Below are 20694 nucleotides of genomic sequence, written 5' to 3'. Positions count from 1 at the left end.
GGCTTTTTTTCTGTTAAAGTAGACGTTTTTCTTCTACTTCTTATTTTTTCTCATTCGCATATTTAACATTTCCACAACTAAAGAAAATGTAATAGCAAAATATAAATATCCTTTTGGAATTGCACCTACTTCTTGACCAAATAACTTAGCATGCGATAAGTGAGCCGCTTCAGCAATTAACATAAATCCGATAAGAATTAAGAACGCCATCCCTAACATTTGAATAGTAGGATGTTTATTCACGAATTTTCCAACAGGATTGGCAAATAACATCATGATGATCATTGATAATACAACAGAAGTAATCATAATAATCATAGCACCTTCAACACCATTTGTCATACCAACAGCGGTCAAAATAGAATCAAATGAGAATACGATATTAATCAATGTAATTTGTACTATTGCTTGACCTATCGTGTATTTTTTTTTAGGTTCATCATCTTCTAAATGATTCTCACTTCCTTCAACCTTATGATGGATTTCTTTGGTACTTTTATAAAGAAGAAATAATCCTCCAGCAAACAATATTAAACTTTGTCCTGTAAATCCAGCTTTAAACCAAGACCAGTCTATGTGAAAGAAAGGAGCATTCATTGCTATTAATAATGATATTCCGAAGAGTAATACAATACGAAGCACCATTGCTAATAAAAGACCAATGTTTGTTGCTTTTTTTTGTTCACCTTCAGGAAGTTTGTTTGCAGCTATTGAAATAAAGATAATATTATCAATACCTAATACAATTTCTAAAAAAGTAAGGGTGACAAGAGCTCCCCAGGTGTCTGCTTGTAAGAAAATTTCCATAGTTTATTTCACTTTATATACGGTTCCTGTTTGTTTATAATTTGAATAACCAATTCTTAAAGAAAAATCGTAAGAACTATCTTTAACCTTGGTAATTTGCACAAATATAGGATCTTTATCCAAATCTGTTTTTGGATTTTTCATAATGCAAGTATAATTGAAATTATTTTTCCATTTGATATAAAAAGTATCAATATGTTTAATTAGCTTTTCGGTATTCATACTATCATTCGAAATGCTAATTTTTTCAGTATACTCTTCAATTTGTAAGCTATCTGCTCTGGTAATTTTAATCTTGCTAAGATTTCCTATTGGGGGAAATTCGAAAACTCCATATTTAAAGCGATCAGGGTTTCCTTTTTGCTCTGATTTGCATCCTATTAAGCATGCCAAAACAACAAGAAAAACAACTTTGGTAATATTCCTTTTTAATATATTTCTTAAACCTTTCACTTTTTTAAAATTTGAATTATCTCGTTAAAAATATCTTCTCGAGTTTGAGTACCATCTATTTCGACAGTTTTAACTCCGGTATCTTTTATATACTCAATAGCAGAAATTGTTAATTTACTAAACTCATTTATTCTAGTAATTACAGTATCGGCGTCCGCATCATCTTTTCTGTTTTCTTCAAGAGCTCTTTTCTTTGCTCTTTCCAAAAGAATATTTTTAGGAACTTTTAAATAAATAACTAAGTCGATTTTATTATTATCGGTATTCAAAAATTCAAGCAAATGTTTTGCTTGTTTAATATTTCTTGGATAGCCATCAAACAATAAGCCTTTCCCAATATTAAGCTTGTAGAAATTCTCTACAATTTTCATGACTAAGTCGTCAGGCACAAGAAGCCCGTTTTTACTATACTGCTCGGCTTTTTTACCTAGTTCTGAATTTTTATCTTTTTCAGCTCTTAACACATCTCCAGTAGAGAGATGTGTTAGGCCAAAATTTTCTATTATATTTTTCGATTGAGTTCCTTTACCAGCAAGTGGAGGACCGAAAATGATAACGTTCATAACCTTAAATTCCAGTATAATTAGAAGGGGTGATCGCTTTTAATTCGTCTTTAATTTCAGAAGAAACCTCTAACGTATCAATAAAAGAAGCAATTGAGTTCTGTGTTATTTTTTCGTTAGTACGTGTAAGCCCTTTTAAAGCTTCGTATGGATTTGGATAAGCTTCTCTACGCAAAATAGTTTGAATAGCTTCCGCAACTACAGCCCAATTATTTTCTAAATCCTCTTCAAACTTTTCTTTGTTCAATAATAACTTATTTAACCCTTTTAAGGTTGAAGCAAATCCAATTAGGGTATGTCCGAAAGGAACACCAACATTACGTAAAACGGTACTGTCAGTTAAGTCACGTTGTAGGCGAGAAACAGGAAGCTTTATTGCTAAGTGTTCAAAAATAGCATTGGCAATACCTAAATTACCTTCAGAATTTTCAAAGTCTATAGGATTTACTTTGTGAGGCATTGCAGAAGAACCAACTTCTCCTTTTTTTATTTTTTGTTTAAAATAGTCGTTTGATATGTAGGTCCACACATCTCTATTTAAATCGATTAAAATTGTGTTTACTCTTTTTAAACCATCATACAAAGCAGCCATATGATCATAGTGCTCAATTTGAGTAGTAGGGAAAGAGTGGTGCAATCCTAATATATTTTCAACGAAATCAGTTCCAAAGTTTTTCCAATCGATATTTGGATATGCTACTTTGTGAGCATTGAAATTACCAGTAGCTCCACCAAACTTGGCTGCATGTGGTGCATGTTGAACATGTATTACTTGGTTATTAATACGCTCAACAAAAACAAAAAACTCTTTACCCAAGCGAGTAGGAGAGGCCGGTTGTCCATGAGTACGTGCAAGCATAGGTACATCATCCCACTCCTCAGCTAAATCAGCTAATTTAGAAACTAATGTATCTAAAGTAGGGTAGTAAACTTCTTCCATGGCATCTTTAATAGATAATGGAATAGCCGTGTTATTTATATCTTGAGAAGTTAATCCGAAATGAATAAACTCTTTGAATGCTTGTAAATTTAAAGCGTCAAATTTTTCTTTAATGAAATATTCTACAGCTTTTACATCATGGTTTGTTACGCTTTCAATTTCTTTAATTTTTCCTGCATCTTCAGCAGAAAAATCTTCATAAATTTTACGTAAATCACCATATAAATCCTTGTTGAACTCCGTCAATTGAGGAAGAGGAATTTCACATAAAGCAATAAAGTATTCAATTTCAACTTTAACTCTATATTTTATCAACGCTTCTTCAGAAAAATAGTTTGCTAAGCTCGCTACTTTGTTACGGTATCTACCATCAATAGGAGAAATGGCATTTAATTGTGTTAAGTTCATGTTTATTTGTTGTGTTGAAACAACAAAAGTAAAAATTCTACAATTGATATTAAGTATTAAAAGTGGAAATTTTATAGGGGTGTTTTAATTTTTTAGAATCACATATTTTTCTGTTTTTAAAGAAATTTATCAAGAGATTTTGTTGTTTTAAAAAGCATTGATTCTAAATTCATGGAGGGTAATAGGAAATAAAAAAAGGTCTCTTTTAAAAGAGACCTTTAATAAACTATTTTACAAACTAGTTCTTTATAATTTTTTTGAAGCCGACTTTATTATCGAGGCTTTCTATTCTTACAAGGTATACTCCAGTAGGAAGCTCCTCGGTATTTATATCAGTCTTTTTACTTTTAATAACCAAGTAGCCCAATGAGTTAAAGATTTGTACTGATTTAATTGACTGATTATTGGCAATATAAATAGTTAAAGTTTCTTCTACCGGGTTAGGATATATACTGATTTCCTTTGAAAATACTTCATCGATACCAGCTGTTGCATAACAATCTAAACTATAAGTAGCGGTACTACCTTTTAGCCAATTAGTATTGTTTTCGGCATCTGTTACAGAATCAACTTGAATACATGATAATGTATTTATAAATCTAACATCTACACTTGATATGTTGGCATTATTCCCATTTTTAAGGTTAATATTAGTCAAATGCCCTGAACGACAATAAAGCTCTTTTAAATTTGTGTTAGCACTTAAATCTAAATTCACAATTTGAGTTCCAATTAATCTAAAATTAGTAAGACCTGTAAAATACTCAAGCCCTTGAACGTTTAATATTTCATTAGTTCTTACATCTAAAGAAGTGACTCTTTCAGCTTCCATAAGCTGTATTTCATTATCACCATTAATGTTAATACGATTGTTAGCTAAAAGATCTTCTTTGAACTTAGCATCTGGTATAGTTGCTATTTGAGTTAAAGCTTGAGAACAATTTGTATTATAAGACATATATGGAGCTTCTGACCAAGAAGGTTGGTTATAAGCAAACTCCACGTCATCTACATCAACACATAATAATTGTTGATTACCCTGTAAATCTAAAGTTGTTAAAATGTTGTTATTCCCGTTTTTTAAATTTAGCTCTTTTAAGTCATTTCCATAACATAGAAGTCTTTCCAAAGGTGCATTAAGGTTAATTTTTAACTCATCAATTTCGTTCCATCCACATTCTATTTGTTTTAATGAAGAATTATTACGCAAATCTAATTTAGTTAAGCTATTATATTGGCAGAAAAGCGTGGTTAAATTATGAAAATGTTCAATTCCAGTTAAATCAGAAATTCGTTCTTCATTTGGGGTAGAATAAGAATTACTAACATAAATACTTCCTGTATATCTATTTGCTTCAACTTCTTGTATTTCATTGTCTTGGTTAATGTTGATAGATGAATTGTCTAGTAGTTTTTGCTTGAATATTGGGTCAGGAATGGCAATAATATCATAAGTTATATTAGAGCAATCTGTATTGTAACTTGCTGCATCGTCTTTAAACCAATTTGTTTGAGTATTGGAATAATCTGGATTATCTACCTTAATACAAAATAACCTATTACTTCTTACTTCTAAAGTTTCAATAGATTCATTGGCACCATTTTTTATATTTAGATCAGTAAGTTGATTGTTATCACAATAAAACGTTACTATTTTATTATTTTGACTAAGATCTAGCTCTGTCAATTGATTACTTCGGCAGTATATTTCTGTTAGATTGACGTTTTGACTTAGATCTAATTGCGTTAATAGATTATTACTACACGATAATTCCGTTAAATTAGTATTTTGACTTAAGTCTAAAGTAGCTATCTGATTACGTTGTGCTCTAAGTAATGTTAAATTAATATTTTGGCTTAAATCTAAAGTAGTTATTTGATTATCATTACATTGAATCTCCGATAAATTAGTGTTTTGACTGAAGTTTAGTTGAGTCAACTGATTTTCACCACAAAAAACTCTTGTTAGGTTGCTATTTTGACTAAGGTCTAATTGCGTTAAGTCGTTATTTGAACAATATAGTCTTTGTAAATAACCGTTTTGGCTAACATTTAAAGAAGTTAATTTGTTATAAGAACAATATAATTCTGTTACTTTTTTGAAGTGTTCTATACCTGTTAAATCCGAGATTTTTTCATTATCAGGAGTATCGTAATTATTGCTGGCATCAATTGTTCTGTTATAATCAATGGCTTCATAATACTGAATTTCATTATCTTGATTTGTGTTTATATATTCATTAGAAAGTAACTTTTGTTTGAAGTTATTATCAGGAATGTTTATCACATTATTAACGTCACAATTACTATTGTAGTTACATTTAGAATCTTTTTGCCAATAATAATTAGTATCGAATGGAGCTTCAAAATCAGCATCTAATTGAATACAAAATAGCTGGGCATTATTATTTATTAATAGTTGCTGTATTAGTTCGTTACTTCCATTGGCCAAGTTAAAACTAGTAAGATTATTACTGTCGGCATTTATCCTAATTAGTTTGTTTAAATTAGCCCCATCAAATGAAGTAATTTGATTATTAGTCATAAATACATTCTCCAGTAATACATTTTTACTTAAATCAATCGAGCTTAAGTTGTTTTCTTGGCAATGAAGGTCTTTAATGTTTACAAAGGCTTCAATTCCTGTTAAATCACTAATTTTTTCATTGTCAGGTCTGCTATTACCTTCGGCATTAATTGTTCCTGTTACTGATTCGGCTTCTGATACTTGAATTTCTCCATCACCATTGGTATCAATAACTGGGCTGTGATTTAATAATATACTTTTAAAGTTAGCATCAGGAATAGTAACGATAGGGTTTTTATCTACTAATGATACGTTATCAATTAATATTTTAGCGCCTTCGTTTCCATAAGTTTTAATATAAACTTGAATGTTTTCTGTTGAAGGAGCCGTAAATTCAAATTCCCCTTTAATCCAATTAGTTCCTGAAAAGTCAGTAAACTCATTGGTAGAGAGGTCCTGTGGCCAAACTCCTGGTTTATGAACTAAATTATAGTTAACTTTAGTAAAAGTACCCGATATAACCTTATAATAAAAGCTGCAAACATAGGTAGTACCTTGTGTGAAGCTAATGTCTGGGCTAAATACGAAGTTTTGGGTATAACCAGCATCAATTTCAAGTTCGAGACTTGAATTTCCGTTTTGAGCCATATTGCTTTCTCTCCATATACCATTTAGATATCTGCTCCATTCTGTTGGGCTTCCATTGTGACTTTGCCAATTTTCAAAATCTCCGTTTGGAACAAAATTGTTTTGAGCAGTTAAATAATAAAGAGGAAATAAGCATAGCAATGTAAATAAGTAGTTTTTCTTCATATAGAATTAATTTTAAATTAATTAGCGAGCAAATGTAGAAAAATAAATGGTAGATAGACTGTTTCAAAAGGAAAAAGAATCTTACTTAACCTTAGCTTAAACTACTCTATTTCTTATAGGTTTGTTTATAGTAAAGATTATCAATGAGTTACCTGTATACTTTTCTGGAAATTATTTTTACCTCTCCCTTTTTTTCTAAATTTTTTATAGATCGAATTACGGTTTCAACGCGTAATCCTAAAACATCGGCAATTTGTTGTCTTGTGTAAGGAATTTTAAATGAAGAATTCGAAGTAAGTTCATGAACATCATTTTTTAGATAGTCAAAAAAACGGAGGATTCTGTGCATAGGTTCTTGGCCCGAAATTTCAGAAGCTATAATTGCCTTATAATAGAGTCGTTTTGCTAGGTTTTCCGTTATTTTTAAATGAATATCATGATGTTTCGTTAGTAAATCAAGTAACCTTTCTTTGGGTAATATGAGTATTTCTGAATCGGATAAGGTAATCGCATTTGCAGGATAAGGAACGTTAATAAATAATGGAGGTTCTCCAAAACTTTGCTCCTTATAAAAAATGCCTTGAATAAATTCCTTTCCATCATCGTTAAAATTACTCATTTTAACAGCCCCTTTTAATACCTGATAATAGTTTCGAGCAATTTCGTTTTCAGAAAATATTTTTTCATCTTTATCAAAAGCTTTAATCTTGGCGTTATATTCAAATAATATATCTTCTGGAATCATTATGATTTAGGTCATAAAAAAGGTTGATGTAAATATATACTTTTGGAGCTTATTAATTGGATTTTACATGAATAAAAGAGAAATAGAATCGAGAGAAGACGTTTATTTATTGGTTTCAACATTTTATGATCGTATAAAGAAGGACGATTTTATTGGACCTATTTTTATTGAAACAATACCTGAGGCTGAATGGAAGGATCATTTAGAAAAACTTACCGATTTCTGGGAGACAAATTTGTTTTTTGTAAGAAAATTCAAAGGAAACCCAGTTAAAACCCATAAGGATGTTGATAGAAATTTTGAATACAATATTTCTCAAAACCATTTTGGTCGTTGGCTGCAATTATGGTTTTCGACCATAGACGAGTTATTTGTTGGAGAAAAAGCAAATAACGCTAAAGAGAGAGCAAGAAATATAGCTTCTATGTTGTTTTTTAAAATGTTTGAAAACAGACCTAAGTCTTCAATGAAATAGTTTTTATTCGAATAAATTATTAATTACTGTTTTAAATTTTCAGATACACCGGTATATCTGAAAATTTTTATTTAAAAAAACACCTACTTTCTACATGAAAGGAATAAGTTGATAAATAATAAGTAACAAGTTTCCAACAATATTGATAATAAATGCCCAAGTAACTACTTTAAACGGACGCTGACTAATAGCGGTAACATTAGCTCCCATTGCTGATAAACAGGTAAAAGCTAAAGGAAAATATGCGATATCGCCATGAATGGCTAGAGCAGCGGAGATAGAAGCAACCATTGTACCTACCATGATAAATAAAATGGAAATTCCAAAAGCATTTTCTTGTTCTTTTTTAACCCAATTATTGATAGCTGAAACCAATGAGAAGTTTCGCTGTTTTGAAATTGTAATGTTTGCGGGTATTGAATTTGTGGTATCCATATTTTAATATTTGATACTACAAAATTAATGGATAGTCTCTTTCTTATTTATGACCTCAATCATAAATTAGAACAAAATGGATAACACATATTTAGAAGATATTTTTATCTTCACATTTTTAAAAAATATTCTTTGGAGTCATTAACATTAATTTACGTTGTAGTAGCTTTACTTGTAAGTTTAGCGGTCGCTTTTTTTCAGTATTTTTATAAAGAAAGAAAACAACCTAAAATAACCATAGCTCTTTTTGCTTTACGAGCGTTAAGCCTATTTTTTATTGGAATTCTTTTGATTAACCCGCAATTTAATGTTGTAAGTACTGAGAATATAAAACCTATTGTTTCTCTATTAATTGACGACTCTAAATCTACTAGTATTTTTAATGAAGAAAAAAATGTAGAAAACATTGTTGAAGCAATAAAAGCAAATGAGAAATTAAATGAAAAGTTCGAAGTAATTCCTTTTAGTTTTGGCGAATCTTTAAAACCTTTGGATAGTTTAACCTTTGAGAAAGGGAATACTGATATTAACGAGGCAATAGCGACAGTTAATAAATTATATCCAAAACATAAGCTAGCCACAATTTTGGTTACAGACGGTAACCAAACAACTGGAAACGATTATGAATATTATTCTACTAAAAATAAGATATATCCAGTTGTTTTAGGAGATACAACTAAATATCAAGACATCCAACTAACTCAGCTAAATGTCAATAAATATAGTTATATAAAGAATAAATTTCCAGTTGAAGCACTAATTCATTATGAAGGGGATGAGTCCGTGAGCTCTGTGTTTACAATTACTCATAAAGGAAGAAGAGTTTTTACAAAGAAACTTGAGTTTTCTCCTAATCAAACGTCTCAAACGGTTAGTACAACATTAACCTCTAATGAAAAAGGAGTACAGTATTATCAAGCTTCAATTAGTCGATTATCAGGTGAAAAAAATACAAAGAACAACTATAAAAGTTTTTCAGTTGAAGTAATTGATGAGCAAACGAAAGTTCTGTTATTAAGCTCGATTTTACATCCAGATTTAGGAGCTCTTAAGAAATCGATTGAAAGTAACAAGCAACGAAAGGTAGATATTAAAATCATGAATAAAGACACCTTTGTTCTAGATGATTATCAGATGTATGTATTTTATCAACCTAATTTTCATTTTAGGAGAGTTTTTGAACAGATTTCGACCGATTACCTTTTAATTTCTGGAACAAAAACGGATTGGCGATTTTTGAGCACTCTTGGTTTGGGTGTTAATAGAACAGTTATAAATCAACAAGAAGTTTCTACCGCTTCCTACAACGATCAATTTTTAACTTTTTTACAGGAAAATATTGGTTTTGAGGAATTCCCGCCATTGGAAGATACTTTTGGGAAAATAGAGCTTACAAGAAGCAATCAGGTTTTGTTAAGTCAAAATATTGGAGGAGTAGATTCTGGACAACCTTTGTTAGCTACGTTAGAGGAGGGGGAAAACAATACCATGATTTTGTTTGGTGAAGGTATTTGGAAATGGAGAGCAGCAAGCTTTATGAAAGATAAAACTTTTGAAAGTTTTGATGCCTTTACAGGAAATATCGTTCAATACTTAGCAACAAACAAAAAGAGAAGTAGGTTAGAGGTAAAGGCAAAAAGTATTTACCCTGCTAACGAAAGTATTACTTTTTCAGCTTTTTATGTAGATAAAAACTATCGTTTTGACAATAGAGCTTCTTTAGAATTAAGGATAACTAATAAGGAAACAAAAAAGGTTGTAAACTTGCCATTTTCTTTAATGAATAACTCGTATCAAGTTTCTGTAGAAGGTCTAGAACCAGGAAGTTATTCTTATCAAGTTTCTGTCAAAAACCAAACTATAAAGAAATTTGGAAGATTTAATATTACAGAATTTGAAATAGAGGATCAATTTGTAAATGCAAATGAAGCAAAGCTTAAGAAATTGGCACTAAATACAAAGGGAAAGCTGTTTTATAAAAATGAAATAGAATCTTTAATCAGTGAACTAAATTCAGATACAGAGTACTTCACAATTCAAAAATCTACAACATCTAAAAAGAACTTAATTGAATGGTATTGGATTTTAATGTTGATCGTTTTCTTATTATCTTTAGAGTGGTTTATTAGAAAATATTACGGACGAATCTGATTTCAGCAGGTATCCGAATATTACTTTTTTATCTTCTTAAATTTATATTGTTATCATGATAGAACACTTTTTTCAGTGCCCTTATTGCTGGCAACAGATTTCCATGTTGATAGATTCGAGTATTGAACACCAAAGCTATATTGAAGATTGTGAAAATTGTTGTAACCCTATGCAAATTAATGCTTCCTTTATAAATTCGGAATTGGTTACATTTAGTGTTAATCAGGATTTTTAAATTGCTATTTTATATCTTAATTCGTATGTTACTTTTTTACCCAATCTTTAAACAGTGGGGTTCTATTTACGGATGTGATTAATGTTCCATTTTTGTTTCCAATTAATTTAACAACAACCTTATTTTTACCATATTGTTCATACATTGAAATGAAGTCAATATTGACAATTTGAGACTTATTAATTCTAAAAAACGTTTGTGGGTTAAGTGTTGATTCAATATTGCTTAGAGTTAAAGTTTCCTTTATAACAAATTTTTCACCCAATTCTGTATGAGCAAATAAAACACCTTGTTCAATTTCGATTAACTTGACCGAACTTACCTTTAGAATAATAACCTTTTCTTTACCAGATTGTACTACAATGCGCTTTCTATAATCGGGTTGCTGAAACATTTGCAAGGCCTCTATACGGCGTTCATTTGAATTTGAGATTTTTGTTTTTAAGTTAAAGTAATTATCCATTACTATTGAAAATTGCTCGTATGTATACGGTTTTAATAAATAACCAAATCCATGATTTTCAAGAGCATTAAATGAATAATGGTCATAAGCAGAAATAAAAATAAAAGGGCAAATAATAGGTGTTTCTGTTAATAAATCAAAAACATTACCATCCAAAATTTCAATATCTGAAAGCACTAAATCAATTGAATGATTCACAAGAGTGTTTATAGCTTCTTTAAAAGAGCCGGTACTCAACACTATATTTACTTTAGGGTCATATTGTTGAATATAATCTTCTACTTTTTTTCTCGATTGAATTTCGTCTTCAATGATGATAATGTTCATGTTGTTTTTAGTTTTCTACAATTAAAGGAATACTTACGGTAAAGATGTCTTCATTGTCTTGTACAATTACTTGTGCTCCAAGGCTAAGTTCATACCGTTCAATTAAATTTTTTAACCCTGTTTTATTGGATGCTGACATAGGTTTTTTTGATAATTTCTTGGGGTTACTTATTATCAATGTTTCATGTCTTTTTTCAATAGTCAATTCAATTTTTTCACCCTCGTCACAAGTATTATGTTTTACAAAATTTTCAATTAAAACTTGAAGAGTATTTGGAACTAAAAATATATTTCTGAAATCATCAATAAGGAATTTTATATCATAGCAATTGTTGAATTTGACATTGATAATGTTTAAATATTTTTTCGCAAAACTAACTTCTTGAATTAAGGGAATAATAGCTTGAGTATTTGATTTTATTATATGACGATATAAAAAAGCAAGATCAGTTATAAAGTCTTTCGCCTCATTTTGATTCGTATCTACAAGATGATGCAATATATTTAAGTTGTTAAATAAAAAATGAGGTTCAAAACCTTTATTGAGTAAATCAAGTTGATTTTTCAGTAGTGCTTTTTCATTATCATCTATCTGCTTCTTTTGCTTTACATTTTTAAGCATGTAAAAATAACCGAGCATTAAAAGTACTATTGGAATTCCAAAGGATACCTCCCAATCAAAGGCATTTAGTAATATCAAGTTAAAGGGGATACCTATACCTCCAGTAAAAATAAGTCTGATAAGAACGAAATAAATTATAGACCAAATTAGAGTTATAAATATAACCAAAAGCAACAAAAAAACATATTGTCTAATACGCGGATAATATATTTTGGCATCAAAATACTTAATGATATGAAACAATGCGATTGGAGTTAGGAGGCAATAGAATATAAAAACTAAATGAATCTCTAGTTTATAAAATGGCACATCTCCTTCGGTTGTATATGTATGTTTTATATAGTAATTGAGGGCACTCCAAATTACAGCATAGGTAATTAGGAGCGCTCCAATTAAAATATTTTTACTTGTTTTACTATTTCGAATATTTGTGTACCACATTTCCTTTTGCATCTAAAATTTCGAATATAGCTTCATCATTATCATCTACTTTTAAAATGATTCGGGCATTTTGTTTACTGTCATAAAGCGTTAGTGCAGCGTTATGATTTTCAACACCTAAATTGACTCTTGAAACCATTTGAGATTGTAATATTTTCATTTGTTCACCTAGTTTACCGTTCTTATAATCCAGGCTTTTGGTTTCTTCGATAAATTTCTTTTTATCAAAACCAGAATCTTTTCTTGGGCCGTCCGCAACGACAAATTTTGCAACTGAACCATCAGGAGTTTGGAATCTATGATAACCAATTGCCTCCAAAGGAATGTCTGTGTAGTCTAGACCATTCAAAGCAAAAGTCTGTTCCTTCGTACCTCCATAACCGATACCACCAACTTCATCACCGGTTTGCCCCATAAATATAATCGCAGCCATATTAGGGGGCATGTTTCGTTTTATTTCCTCTCCTCCAAAAGGACCAGTAGAAAGATCGGTTGTCATTCTGATTCGTTCTGTACCCAAACTATCAATCATTGTAAATTTCTTAACAACAATTTCATCAAAATGTTTAACATTACTAGTTGAGCTTTTAAAGGCTGATATAACAAGTGTAAGAGATAATGTACCTACTGCGGCTAACACTCCTTTTAACAAACGATTTTGTTGTTTAATAGCACTATAATTAGAGTCTGTATTCATATTACTTCTGTTTTAATTATTTAATTATTTTGAAGCAAAATTGGGGCGAATTCAGACCTGTTACAAGTGGTTTCCATTTAACTTAGGAATTTATAGGTTTAACTTAGTTTAATTGGTATTAATGTTTTTACGGATTGGTAAAATTACGCTAAACTGTTGGGTTAAGCAGCGAACTCGATCTTAATATTAGTTAAAATTGTAAATGGGGAATATTCTATTTTTTGAACTGATTTGGTTTCAGACGATTAATAGTTTCTCTTACATTTTGTTTTTTTAAATTATGTTGCCATTCATTTTTAATTCTTGAATAGTTTCTAATAGTAATTCCGAAAGATACTTATTAGGGGATACCGTTTTTAACTTAGATTCTAAAAGAGGAATCATACTAGAATCCCCCAATTTTTCAATGGCTTCGAGAATAAGGGAATCATTATGATCAATGATTTGTAGCTTTTTGACTAAAATTGGTTTAATATTTTGATTCTTTCGGCAGGCAAGACCATAGACAGCGTGTTGATTTAGTTTTTTGCTCTTTAAATTCTCCCAGAGGATCTCATTTATTTTAGAGGTATTCCAATGCTTAGCATAACTCAAGTTGATAACAGCATTTTCTTTCACCTCCCAATTCTTATCTCGGCATAATTCTATGAAAAAACTGGTAACAGAAGAGTGATCAAGATGGATGAATTCATCCATCAAGATAAGTTTAAAGTCATTTCCTTTTTTCTTTAGAGATAATAAGCTTTTTATTTCTTTATTATTAAGTAAATTTAAATCTGATGTTAATGTGAATATTATAATTTTTAAAATTTCTTTGTCAAGTATTGAATCTACCTTATCAAAAAGAAATTGTCTTATTTGTGCGAAGTTATATCTAGAACTATGTAATTCTGCTATTAAACGGAACCCTAAAATTTTATCCAGTCTAGAATCGGAATCACATAGGTTAAGAGCTCTTTGATAAGTATCTTTTGGAAACCTTTTAACTAAAGCGGTAATGAATTTCTTTTGTTTATTAAAGTTTTCTAAGGAGTACAGTTTAAGAAATAACTCTTTTTCAGAAAGTCGTTTTTGAGATATTAACCAATTACACGTCTTTATTGGTACTGATACCTCTCTATATATTTTACCTTGTGCAATCGTTTTGATTACTGAAGAAAAAATTGGATGTCCACCTTCTTGCCATTTCTTATTTTTATAAATAACTCGAAAATATTCATATTGAGGGTGTTCTAGTCCATTGCTGAAGCTTAAACAATCTGATTCTTGAGGCTGATAGTCAAAATCAAAATAGCTCTCATTAGAATTAAGCATTGTTAATACCCTCTTTAAGTTTAACCCATTACCCAAATCTTTTGAAGGTTTCAAAACCTTACCTATTAAAGTAGTTCTTTTTGATCCTAAATATGATGTAAGCTTCCACCAATAATAGATATCACCATCATAGTTATTTGATGACTTAATTTTCTTTTTAGCACAGGTGCAAAAGGTTAGTTTTTCATTCTCAATACACATTTGTTCGGTTAAATAGTTTTGAAAGTTAAGGATATGATTGGTCGAACCATTTTTATTAAAAATAGCTGAAATTTCTCGGTTTTTGTTTTTTAATTAAGCACAACGTTCTAACTAAACTGCACTTTAATACAGTTAAGTGTATTGTAATTTATAGTGCTTTAATTACCAAATGGATTTTTGTAGTTCATATAAGGACTTTTAAAAGTTTTCCATTGGGTAGTTTTTAATGATTTTCCGTCTGTGTTCATTGGAGTGAACCTAACCTTATACTTACCTTTATTCCTATAAGTAAATGCTCCCGAACACATACCATGTCCAACGTTTAACCTACCATTCCATTCTTTAATATAAAATACTTTTTTGCTATTATCGCTTAAGTCAACAACTTCTGTTTTGTACCAAACTTCAGATTCAGGTTTGTTTTTAACTTTAAAAATAGCATTGCTAGATGGTCCGCAACCATATTGAATAACTTGGGTTTTTTCAAATACAATATTCAGATTAGAATTCAAGGATTTAAATTGGCTCTTCTTGGTGGTTCTCCAAAAAACTTTTTCTCTAACTTTTTTCTCTCTGTTGAATTGTTTCATTTCTCTGACCTCATTTTCGGTTGGTTCTGAATACTTTAGAAAGTAGGTAGTATTTGGTTTTAATTTTTTTGAAGGCCTAAAAATAGCCTGAGTTAAATTCATTTGGCCTATTAGAATTTCTTGAAGGTTTAATTTAATTAATTCTCCATTTTCACTTTCAAGGTAGATTGTTCTTTCTTTAAAACTGTTTATTGTTTTTTGGCTGTCAGCATAGCCTTGAATAATGAACATTGAATTTAGACTAATTTCCTTTTGTTCAGGGTAGAATACCATTCCACTCATTGAGCATTCTGCGAAAAGCGATTTAACTCCAAAAATCAAGAATAGTAGTAGAATATTTCTTTTCATAATTTATGTTTTCTGATTTCTATCAAATATCATTCCAAGGCATTTTTGCTTACGGTTTGGCTAAGCTGCTTTTTAATACGATTTTTGAATGAAGTTTTTATATTTTATTTAGTTTGTCTATTAGTTTTTTAATTTCCAATTCAAACGGATCATGTGTCACAACCGAAGCAAATATTATCTTATTTTTTTTCAAAACATTAAATGATAACCCCATATTTAAAGTGTCATTTTTGTACGTCTCATAAATTCGATATTCTCGAAAGGGTAATTCAATTTTGTGAGTTCTTTGGTATCTTATGCCTGAAGAGATGAACTCCCCAAAGTTAAACCCAGCTAAGTAATTAAAAAAATGCTCGTCCATTTTATTTAAGTCAGACTTTGGATATATAAAGGTAGAAACAATAAATCCGCCAATTATTTTATCATTTTTCCAGAGTTCAGATTCGTATTCATAGGTCATTTTTCCAGAAATCGTATCAAAAAACTTTGAATAAAGATGATTTTTAAATTCAACTGTTTTTAGGTATTTTTCAGAAAGAATATCTCTTTGCAAAACTATTTTTTCCTTATCCTTTTCTTGAAATTTTAGCTCTTTGTTGTCGTCCCCGCAGTTTGTCAAAACCACAAACGTAAAAATTAAAGTAAAAATTTGATTTATCTTCATATCTTCAAATTAGAGCCAATATATTGGTATGTAAATATTGCAATTTAGCACCAAAATTAGTTAAAAAATCTTAGTTCTCTATTTTAGAGAAGAACTTTGAAAAATAGACTGAGTTTAGCAATTATTCATACTGATTTTAGCTATTATATCTTTTCCTTAGCTTGATTTCCTTAATAATCATTTCATTATTTAATTTCTGGATTCTTTTAAAAGCTCAGTCCAAAAAGGTCTGTATTGTTTTCCAAAATCTACTCCATGTATGAAAGAGATAATATTATCTTTTGTTATATCTTCTAAATACATTGGCATCCGATACAGAAAATGTATCATTTTTTCAATTTCAATTTCTTCCATTTTTATATTGTTGTTAACTCTTCTGTTAAACCGTGTTTTAATGTAGTTCAGGTGGTGTTGTAATACTGTTTTTATTCTTTTATGATACTACAATTAAGTTGATTATAAGTCCAATAACAAATAATCCAATTAATAGAAAGTATCCATTTTTGATTTTCTTTTTCTTCAAAAATACAGACGAGCCAATTAAAGCTCCTATTAAACCCATTAAAATGAAAAGAACGAGTGTCCAATTCGGATACATAAAGTTAAACAAAATATCCGTGTAATGGTATAGATATAATAATTCTACAAAATTCCATACCCAAAATAAAGAGGCTATTACTTGAATTATTCCGTTTATAGATTTGCTGTTGAGTAATTTATCCATCCCGTTCTTTCAGTCGTTTTAATAAATCTACGAAATGTTTTTCAGAATGAGTTCTCATTAAAAGTTCAAAATGCCAAATAGCATCTTTCTCGCTCGTATTTTCCATACGCCATTTTACTTCTAACAAATCTTTTATAATATCAGTCAAATCATCTAATTCGTCTCCAATTCCGATTTCTATATTAGGTTCCATTTTGTTTGAATCTAAAACCATACTATACCAATCAAAATCAGGGAAGTTGGATTTAACATTTTCCTTTATTTTGTTATAATTAAAATCAGGTTTTTCGTCATAATCCATTTCATCATATTCAAATTCCACATTTAGAAATTCAAAGTAAATTCCGATTAACAGCTTTTTTAGAATATCGTTTTTTTCGGTCAATTCCACTTTTGGATTGATTCCGAATTCTGTGATTTGGTCTATAAGTTTTCTTAATTCACTCAATTTTTATTGGTTTGCTCAAATGTGTTACAACTAGTTATATCTAAACAAATATAACCGTTATCTTATTTATATTGCCAAATACCCCAACTTTCGGGTATTGTTTAATTAAAAAGAGAAAAAACTAAAAAACCAACAAACTGTTGGTTTTTTTTAGTTTATATAAACACTTTTATTCTTGACCTATTTGATCGATTTCTGTGTCATTTCCAATTCCTTTTGGATTATTGCCCCACTTATTTTTTCCTAGTTGGCTGTCTTCGACCAGTAGAATTAACAACCAAATATTACCTATAATAGGAATAAATCTAATCAGAAACCACCATCCAGATCTGCCAGTATCGTGGAGTCTTCTAACCACAGCTGCAAGACTTGGAATTAGTATTAAAAGTACATAGATCCCTGCAATACCAAAAGTAAGATCTTCATGATCAAAGGATTTAGAAAAGAACAATCCACTGCCTAAAATAGAAGCAATGATAAGAATATTGAATAAAGTAAACATCCAAAACTCTTTCCTTCTCCCTCTAGAATGGAAGTTAAAGGTGTTTTTTAAACAATATACATACCATTCCATTCCCTTCCCTTATTCTTGTCCTATGCTAGAAATTTCAACTCCGGTTTTTTCAAACTCTAAATCAAGACCTCCTGCTTTTTTTAACACAAAATTAAAAAGCATAGTACCTATGAAGCCAATTATAAAACCGAAAACAAAATAGATAATAGGGAAAAGAATTAACGCGAAAATTCCACCACCCATTATCATTGCTAGGGGACCTAGTTCACTTGATGCACCTGCACCTAAAGCTCCGAATATGCTGCCAAATAAGGTCATTATACCAATCATAATAAAAGCCATTAAAGCCATTAAACTTGCGGTAATTAAAGCGTACTTTACAGGATCGATTTTTGTTAATTTTAATTTTAGTTTACTCATAATAATTTAGTATTCGTAGTTTAATTTTTGGTTAGAACAAACCTCGCGATTTTAATTCCAAATATTTGTTAATAGTATTACCTGTTAGGTTTTCAGGTTTTGTAAGTACTGATTGTATTCCGTATTTTCTTAATTCATTAGCAATTTGCTTCTTTTCATACATGAATTTTTCAGCAATTATCTTGTCATACACATCCTCAACTGTTTTGGCTTTTTGTTTGATTAAAGTATTTAACTCAGTGTTTTCAAAAAATACAACCAACAGAAGGTGGTTTTTAGCAATAGCTCTTAAGTAGGGAAGTTGTCTTTTTAAGGCATCTAATGTTTCAAAATTTGTATACAAAATTAAAAGGCTTCTACTAGTGATTTTCCTTTTTATAGAGGCATATAGTAAACTATAATCAGCTTCTAAGAAATTCGTAGAAACATTGTACAAGGCTTCGGAAATAAGATTCATTTGAGAGGTTCTTTGTTCCGCAACAATTAAATTTTCAATTTTTTTGGAGAAGGTTAGCATTCCCGCTTTATCATGTTTTCTAAGAATGATATTACTTACGGCGAGTGTAGCATTGATAGCATAATCAAGTAGCGAAAGATTATTGAAATGCATTTGCATGGGTCTACCTTTATCAATAATAGAATACACAGGCTGCGACTTTTCTTCAATATATTGATTCACCATTAACTGATTTCTCTTTGCAGTAGCTTTCCAGTTCAAAGTTCTGATATCATCTCCTGAAACGTACTCTTTTATTTGTTCAAACTCCAAAGAATGCCCAATACGTCGAATTTTTTTATTTCCTTGAGAAGTTAAATCGTTAGAAACAGCTTTAATACTAAAGTCGTTTAACCTTAAAAAAGAAGGATAACATTTCAGTTTTTTTTCAATTCCTAATATATATTTTTTGGTAGCAAGTTGAAGAGGAGAGCTTACATATACATTAATATGACCAAAATGATATTCTCCACGTTTTACAGGGTGTAAATCATAATGAATAAGCTTTTCTTGCTTTGGTTTTAAAAGTTGCTTAAAAGTAAAGTTTCGTTTTTGAAATTGATATGGAAGTTCTTCTATGATAGTAGAATGAGTGTTAAAACCGTAATTATTTTTTAATTCTAGGGTAATCTTATTATCATCTCCATTAGACAATCGTTCAGGAAGCGTTCTTTTTACTTCAAATCCACTTTTTACACTGTAAACAAGTACGATATCAATTAAGGCAATAATGCTAATTGTAAAAAGTGATATTTTGGCAATGTTAAAGAAAATAGGAATAAAAAAGCCTATAACAAATAGCACCGCAATAATGGCTAGGCAATAAAACAGCCGATTATTAAGAAATAAAGAATGATAAAGTTTGCTCATTGATTTATCTTGGAATTTCTACCGATTCAATAATTTGTTCAATGATTTGCTTGCTTGTAAGGCCTTCCATTTCACGTTCAGGAGTAACAATTACTCTATGTTGAAGAACAGGAATAGCTGCATTTTTAATATCTTCCGGAGTTACGAAATCTCTACCATTTATCCCAGCAAATGCCTTAGACGCTTTTAAGATGGCTATTGTAGCTCTAGGAGAAGCCCCTAAGAATAAGAATGAGTTATTTCGTGTATTAACAACAATATTTGAAATATACTGCAATAGGTGAGCCTCAACTTTTACTTGAGTAATCAAATTTCTGTATTTTAGAATATTTTCACCCGAAATTACTGTTTCTATTTTATCGATTTTTGCTCCGTTTATAAGAGCTTGCTCTCTTGTTACAATTTCTAATTCTTCTTCAGCTGTTGGGTACTCAACAGCTATTTTAAACAAGAAACGGTCAAGTTGAGCCTCTGGTAATCTATAAGTACCTTCTTGTTCAATAGGGTTTTGAGTAGCCAAAACTATAAAAGGTTGATCCATTTTATAAGTATCGCCATCAATAGTAATTTGTTGTTCTTCCATTACCTCGAAAAGAGCAGCTTGTGTTTTTGCTGGCGCTCTATTGATTTCATCAATTAGAATCATGTTCGAAAAAATAGGTCCTTTTTTGAACTCGAATTCTGAAGTTTTTACATTAAATACAGAAGTACCCAAAATATCAGAAGGCATTAAATCTGGAGTAAATTGGATACGACTAAAGTCCACCGACATTGTTCTTGATAATAATTTTGCAGTAATCGTTTTAGCAACTCCAGGAACTCCTTCAATAAGGGCATGTCCGTTAGAAAGAATAGCTACTACTAAAAGATCGATCATATTTTTTTGTCCTACGATAACCTTTCCTAGTTGGTTTTTTATATTGAAAACACTTTCTTGTAATTCCGATAAATCAATTCGGTTTTCAAATTCTAAATTATTGTCGTTAATAGTATTATCTTCCAT

23 protein-coding genes are annotated in these 20694 nt (G+C 30.1%); 3 read left to right on the top strand and 20 right to left on the bottom strand.

Annotated features, from left to right (window positions below; translation table 11 throughout):
- Positions 1 to 33 precede the first annotated feature (33 nt).
- From ACKTTV_RS13930 to ACKTTV_RS13905, 6 genes are all read right to left on the bottom strand, one after another.
- Positions 34 to 807 carry a TerC family protein gene (locus ACKTTV_RS13930; RefSeq protein WP_408031457.1) on the bottom strand — a complete coding sequence of 258 codons (774 nt, stop codon included), beginning with the start codon at positions 805 to 807 and terminating at the stop codon, positions 34 to 36.
- A gap of 3 nt (positions 808 to 810) precedes the next feature.
- On the bottom strand, positions 811 to 1260 hold the full coding sequence (locus ACKTTV_RS13925) for a hypothetical protein (RefSeq protein WP_408031456.1): 450 nt from the start codon (positions 1258 to 1260) through the stop codon (positions 811 to 813).
- Positions 1257 to 1823, bottom strand: coding sequence for an adenylate kinase family protein (locus ACKTTV_RS13920; protein ID WP_408031455.1), 567 nt, complete (start codon positions 1821 to 1823; stop codon positions 1257 to 1259). The genes ACKTTV_RS13925 and ACKTTV_RS13920 overlap by 4 nt, the downstream gene beginning before the upstream one ends.
- Before the next feature lie 4 nt (positions 1824 to 1827).
- The gene (gene purB, locus ACKTTV_RS13915) at positions 1828 to 3171 is read right to left on the bottom strand and encodes an adenylosuccinate lyase (protein ID WP_408031454.1); all 1344 of its coding nucleotides are present in this window, start codon (positions 3169 to 3171) and stop codon (positions 1828 to 1830) included.
- 238 nt (positions 3172 to 3409) lie between these two features.
- Entirely contained in the window at positions 3410 to 6511 is a 3102-nt protein-coding gene (locus ACKTTV_RS13910) for a T9SS type A sorting domain-containing protein (protein WP_408031453.1), read from the bottom strand.
- Positions 6512 to 6659: 148 nt separating this feature from the next.
- Positions 6660 to 7256, bottom strand: coding sequence for a Crp/Fnr family transcriptional regulator (locus tag ACKTTV_RS13905; RefSeq protein ID WP_408031452.1), 597 nt, complete (start codon positions 7254 to 7256; stop codon positions 6660 to 6662).
- 67 nt (positions 7257 to 7323) lie between these two features.
- Here ACKTTV_RS13905 and ACKTTV_RS13900 point away from each other — a divergent pair, with 67 nt between their 5' ends.
- On the top strand, positions 7324 to 7731 hold the full coding sequence (locus tag ACKTTV_RS13900; RefSeq protein ID WP_408031451.1) for a group III truncated hemoglobin: 408 nt from the start codon (positions 7324 to 7326) through the stop codon (positions 7729 to 7731).
- A gap of 90 nt (positions 7732 to 7821) precedes the next feature.
- On the opposite strand, the gene ACKTTV_RS13895 is transcribed toward ACKTTV_RS13900, so the two are convergent.
- The gene (locus tag ACKTTV_RS13895) at positions 7822 to 8166 is read right to left on the bottom strand and encodes a hypothetical protein (RefSeq protein ID WP_408031450.1); all 345 of its coding nucleotides are present in this window, start codon (positions 8164 to 8166) and stop codon (positions 7822 to 7824) included.
- Between the two features lie 132 nt (positions 8167 to 8298).
- On the opposite strand from ACKTTV_RS13895, the gene ACKTTV_RS13890 reads away from it, so the two are divergent.
- Together ACKTTV_RS13890 and ACKTTV_RS13885 are read left to right on the top strand one after the other, a co-directional pair.
- Entirely contained in the window at positions 8299 to 10317 is a 2019-nt protein-coding gene (locus ACKTTV_RS13890; RefSeq protein WP_408031449.1) for a VWA domain-containing protein, read from the top strand.
- A 55-nt stretch (positions 10318 to 10372) separates the two neighbouring features.
- The gene (locus tag ACKTTV_RS13885) at positions 10373 to 10552 is read left to right on the top strand and encodes a CPXCG motif-containing cysteine-rich protein (RefSeq protein WP_408031448.1); all 180 of its coding nucleotides are present in this window, start codon (positions 10373 to 10375) and stop codon (positions 10550 to 10552) included.
- A gap of 28 nt (positions 10553 to 10580) precedes the next feature.
- Here ACKTTV_RS13885 and ACKTTV_RS13880 read toward each other — a convergent pair whose 3' ends face one another.
- The 13 genes from ACKTTV_RS13880 to ACKTTV_RS13820 all read right to left on the bottom strand — a co-directional run bounded on the left by ACKTTV_RS13880 (position 10581) and on the right by ACKTTV_RS13820 (position 20694).
- Complete coding sequence (locus ACKTTV_RS13880; protein ID WP_408031447.1) at positions 10581 to 11342, bottom strand: LytR/AlgR family response regulator transcription factor; 762 nt, start codon at positions 11340 to 11342, stop codon at positions 10581 to 10583.
- Positions 11343 to 11349: 7 nt separating this feature from the next.
- Entirely contained in the window at positions 11350 to 12417 is a 1068-nt protein-coding gene (locus ACKTTV_RS13875) for a sensor histidine kinase (protein ID WP_408031446.1), read from the bottom strand.
- Positions 12380 to 13102: a hypothetical protein gene (locus ACKTTV_RS13870; RefSeq protein ID WP_408031445.1), complete on the bottom strand. Its 723-nt coding sequence runs from the start codon at positions 13100 to 13102 to the stop codon at positions 12380 to 12382. The genes ACKTTV_RS13875 and ACKTTV_RS13870 overlap by 38 nt, the downstream gene beginning before the upstream one ends.
- A 273-nt stretch (positions 13103 to 13375) precedes the next feature.
- The gene (locus tag ACKTTV_RS13865; protein ID WP_408031444.1) at positions 13376 to 14617 is read right to left on the bottom strand and encodes a hypothetical protein; all 1242 of its coding nucleotides are present in this window, start codon (positions 14615 to 14617) and stop codon (positions 13376 to 13378) included.
- A gap of 158 nt (positions 14618 to 14775) precedes the next feature.
- The gene (locus ACKTTV_RS13860; RefSeq protein ID WP_408031443.1) at positions 14776 to 15555 is read right to left on the bottom strand and encodes a hypothetical protein; all 780 of its coding nucleotides are present in this window, start codon (positions 15553 to 15555) and stop codon (positions 14776 to 14778) included.
- Between the two features lie 97 nt (positions 15556 to 15652).
- Positions 15653 to 16219 carry a hypothetical protein gene (locus ACKTTV_RS13855; RefSeq protein ID WP_408031442.1) on the bottom strand — a complete coding sequence of 189 codons (567 nt, stop codon included), beginning with the start codon at positions 16217 to 16219 and terminating at the stop codon, positions 15653 to 15655.
- Positions 16220 to 16408: 189 nt separating this feature from the next.
- Complete coding sequence (locus tag ACKTTV_RS13850; protein ID WP_408031441.1) at positions 16409 to 16549, bottom strand: hypothetical protein; 141 nt, start codon at positions 16547 to 16549, stop codon at positions 16409 to 16411.
- Between the two features lie 103 nt (positions 16550 to 16652).
- Positions 16653 to 16943 (bottom strand): hypothetical protein, encoded by a 291-nt coding sequence (locus ACKTTV_RS13845; RefSeq protein ID WP_408031440.1) that lies wholly within the window; start codon positions 16941 to 16943, stop codon positions 16653 to 16655.
- Complete coding sequence (locus ACKTTV_RS13840) at positions 16936 to 17391, bottom strand: DUF5063 domain-containing protein (RefSeq protein ID WP_408031439.1); 456 nt, start codon at positions 17389 to 17391, stop codon at positions 16936 to 16938. The genes ACKTTV_RS13845 and ACKTTV_RS13840 overlap by 8 nt, the downstream gene beginning before the upstream one ends.
- 169 nt (positions 17392 to 17560) lie before the next feature.
- Positions 17561 to 17965: a DUF805 domain-containing protein gene (locus tag ACKTTV_RS13835; protein WP_408031438.1), complete on the bottom strand. Its 405-nt coding sequence runs from the start codon at positions 17963 to 17965 to the stop codon at positions 17561 to 17563.
- A gap of 9 nt (positions 17966 to 17974) precedes the next feature.
- Complete coding sequence (locus ACKTTV_RS13830; RefSeq protein WP_408031437.1) at positions 17975 to 18325, bottom strand: hypothetical protein; 351 nt, start codon at positions 18323 to 18325, stop codon at positions 17975 to 17977.
- Between the two features lie 31 nt (positions 18326 to 18356).
- Positions 18357 to 19691, bottom strand: a complete 1335-nt coding sequence (locus ACKTTV_RS13825) for a DUF58 domain-containing protein (protein ID WP_408031436.1) — start codon at positions 19689 to 19691, stop codon at positions 18357 to 18359.
- Between the two features lie 4 nt (positions 19692 to 19695).
- Positions 19696 to 20694: an AAA family ATPase gene (locus ACKTTV_RS13820; RefSeq protein WP_408031435.1), complete on the bottom strand. Its 999-nt coding sequence runs from the start codon at positions 20692 to 20694 to the stop codon at positions 19696 to 19698.

The organism is Tenacibaculum xiamenense, from assembly GCF_964513065.1.
Classification (GTDB): Bacteria; Bacteroidota; Bacteroidia; order Flavobacteriales; family Flavobacteriaceae; genus Polaribacter; species Polaribacter xiamenense.
Note: the sequence above shows the minus strand (reverse complement) of the source record. Positions and strands in the feature narration are given on the sequence as shown.

Bases quoted from the DNA above. Each gene is read 5' to 3' on its own strand.
- ACKTTV_RS13875 (WP_408031446.1), bottom strand. From the start codon at position 12,417: ATGCAAAAGGAAATGTGGTACACAAATATTCGAAATAGTAAAACAAGT.
- ACKTTV_RS13900 (WP_408031451.1), top strand. From the start codon at position 7,324: ATGAATAAAAGAGAAATAGAATCGAGAGAAGACGTTTATTTATTGGTT.
- ACKTTV_RS13880 (WP_408031447.1), bottom strand. From the start codon at position 11,342: ATGAACATTATCATCATTGAAGACGAAATTCAATCGAGAAAAAAAGTA.
- ACKTTV_RS13825 (WP_408031436.1), bottom strand. From the start codon at position 19,691: ATGAGCAAACTTTATCATTCTTTATTTCTTAATAATCGGCTGTTTTAT.
- ACKTTV_RS13920 (WP_408031455.1), bottom strand. From the start codon at position 1,823: ATGAACGTTATCATTTTCGGTCCTCCACTTGCTGGTAAAGGAACTCAA.
- ACKTTV_RS13905 (WP_408031452.1), bottom strand. From the start codon at position 7,256: ATGATTCCAGAAGATATATTATTTGAATATAACGCCAAGATTAAAGCT.
- ACKTTV_RS13845 (WP_408031440.1), bottom strand. From the start codon at position 16,943: ATGGATAAATTACTCAACAGCAAATCTATAAACGGAATAATTCAAGTA.
- purB (WP_408031454.1), bottom strand. From the start codon at position 3,171: ATGAACTTAACACAATTAAATGCCATTTCTCCTATTGATGGTAGATAC.
- ACKTTV_RS13930 (WP_408031457.1), bottom strand. From the start codon at position 807: ATGGAAATTTTCTTACAAGCAGACACCTGGGGAGCTCTTGTCACCCTT.
- ACKTTV_RS13855 (WP_408031442.1), bottom strand. From the start codon at position 16,219: ATGAAGATAAATCAAATTTTTACTTTAATTTTTACGTTTGTGGTTTTG.
- ACKTTV_RS13865 (WP_408031444.1), bottom strand. From the start codon at position 14,617: ATGTGTATTGAGAATGAAAAACTAACCTTTTGCACCTGTGCTAAAAAG.
- ACKTTV_RS13870 (WP_408031445.1), bottom strand. From the start codon at position 13,102: ATGAATACAGACTCTAATTATAGTGCTATTAAACAACAAAATCGTTTG.
- ACKTTV_RS13820 (WP_408031435.1), bottom strand. From the start codon at position 20,694: ATGGAAGATAATACTATTAACGACAATAATTTAGAATTTGAAAACCGA.
- ACKTTV_RS13910 (WP_408031453.1), bottom strand. From the start codon at position 6,511: ATGAAGAAAAACTACTTATTTACATTGCTATGCTTATTTCCTCTTTAT.
- ACKTTV_RS13885 (WP_408031448.1), top strand. From the start codon at position 10,373: ATGATAGAACACTTTTTTCAGTGCCCTTATTGCTGGCAACAGATTTCC.
- ACKTTV_RS13830 (WP_408031437.1), bottom strand. From the start codon at position 18,325: ATGAGTAAACTAAAATTAAAATTAACAAAAATCGATCCTGTAAAGTAC.
- ACKTTV_RS13895 (WP_408031450.1), bottom strand. From the start codon at position 8,166: ATGGATACCACAAATTCAATACCCGCAAACATTACAATTTCAAAACAG.
- ACKTTV_RS13835 (WP_408031438.1), bottom strand. From the start codon at position 17,965: ATGGAATGGTATGTATATTGTTTAAAAAACACCTTTAACTTCCATTCT.
- ACKTTV_RS13860 (WP_408031443.1), bottom strand. From the start codon at position 15,555: ATGAAAAGAAATATTCTACTACTATTCTTGATTTTTGGAGTTAAATCG.
- ACKTTV_RS13850 (WP_408031441.1), bottom strand. From the start codon at position 16,549: ATGATACATTTTCTGTATCGGATGCCAATGTATTTAGAAGATATAACA.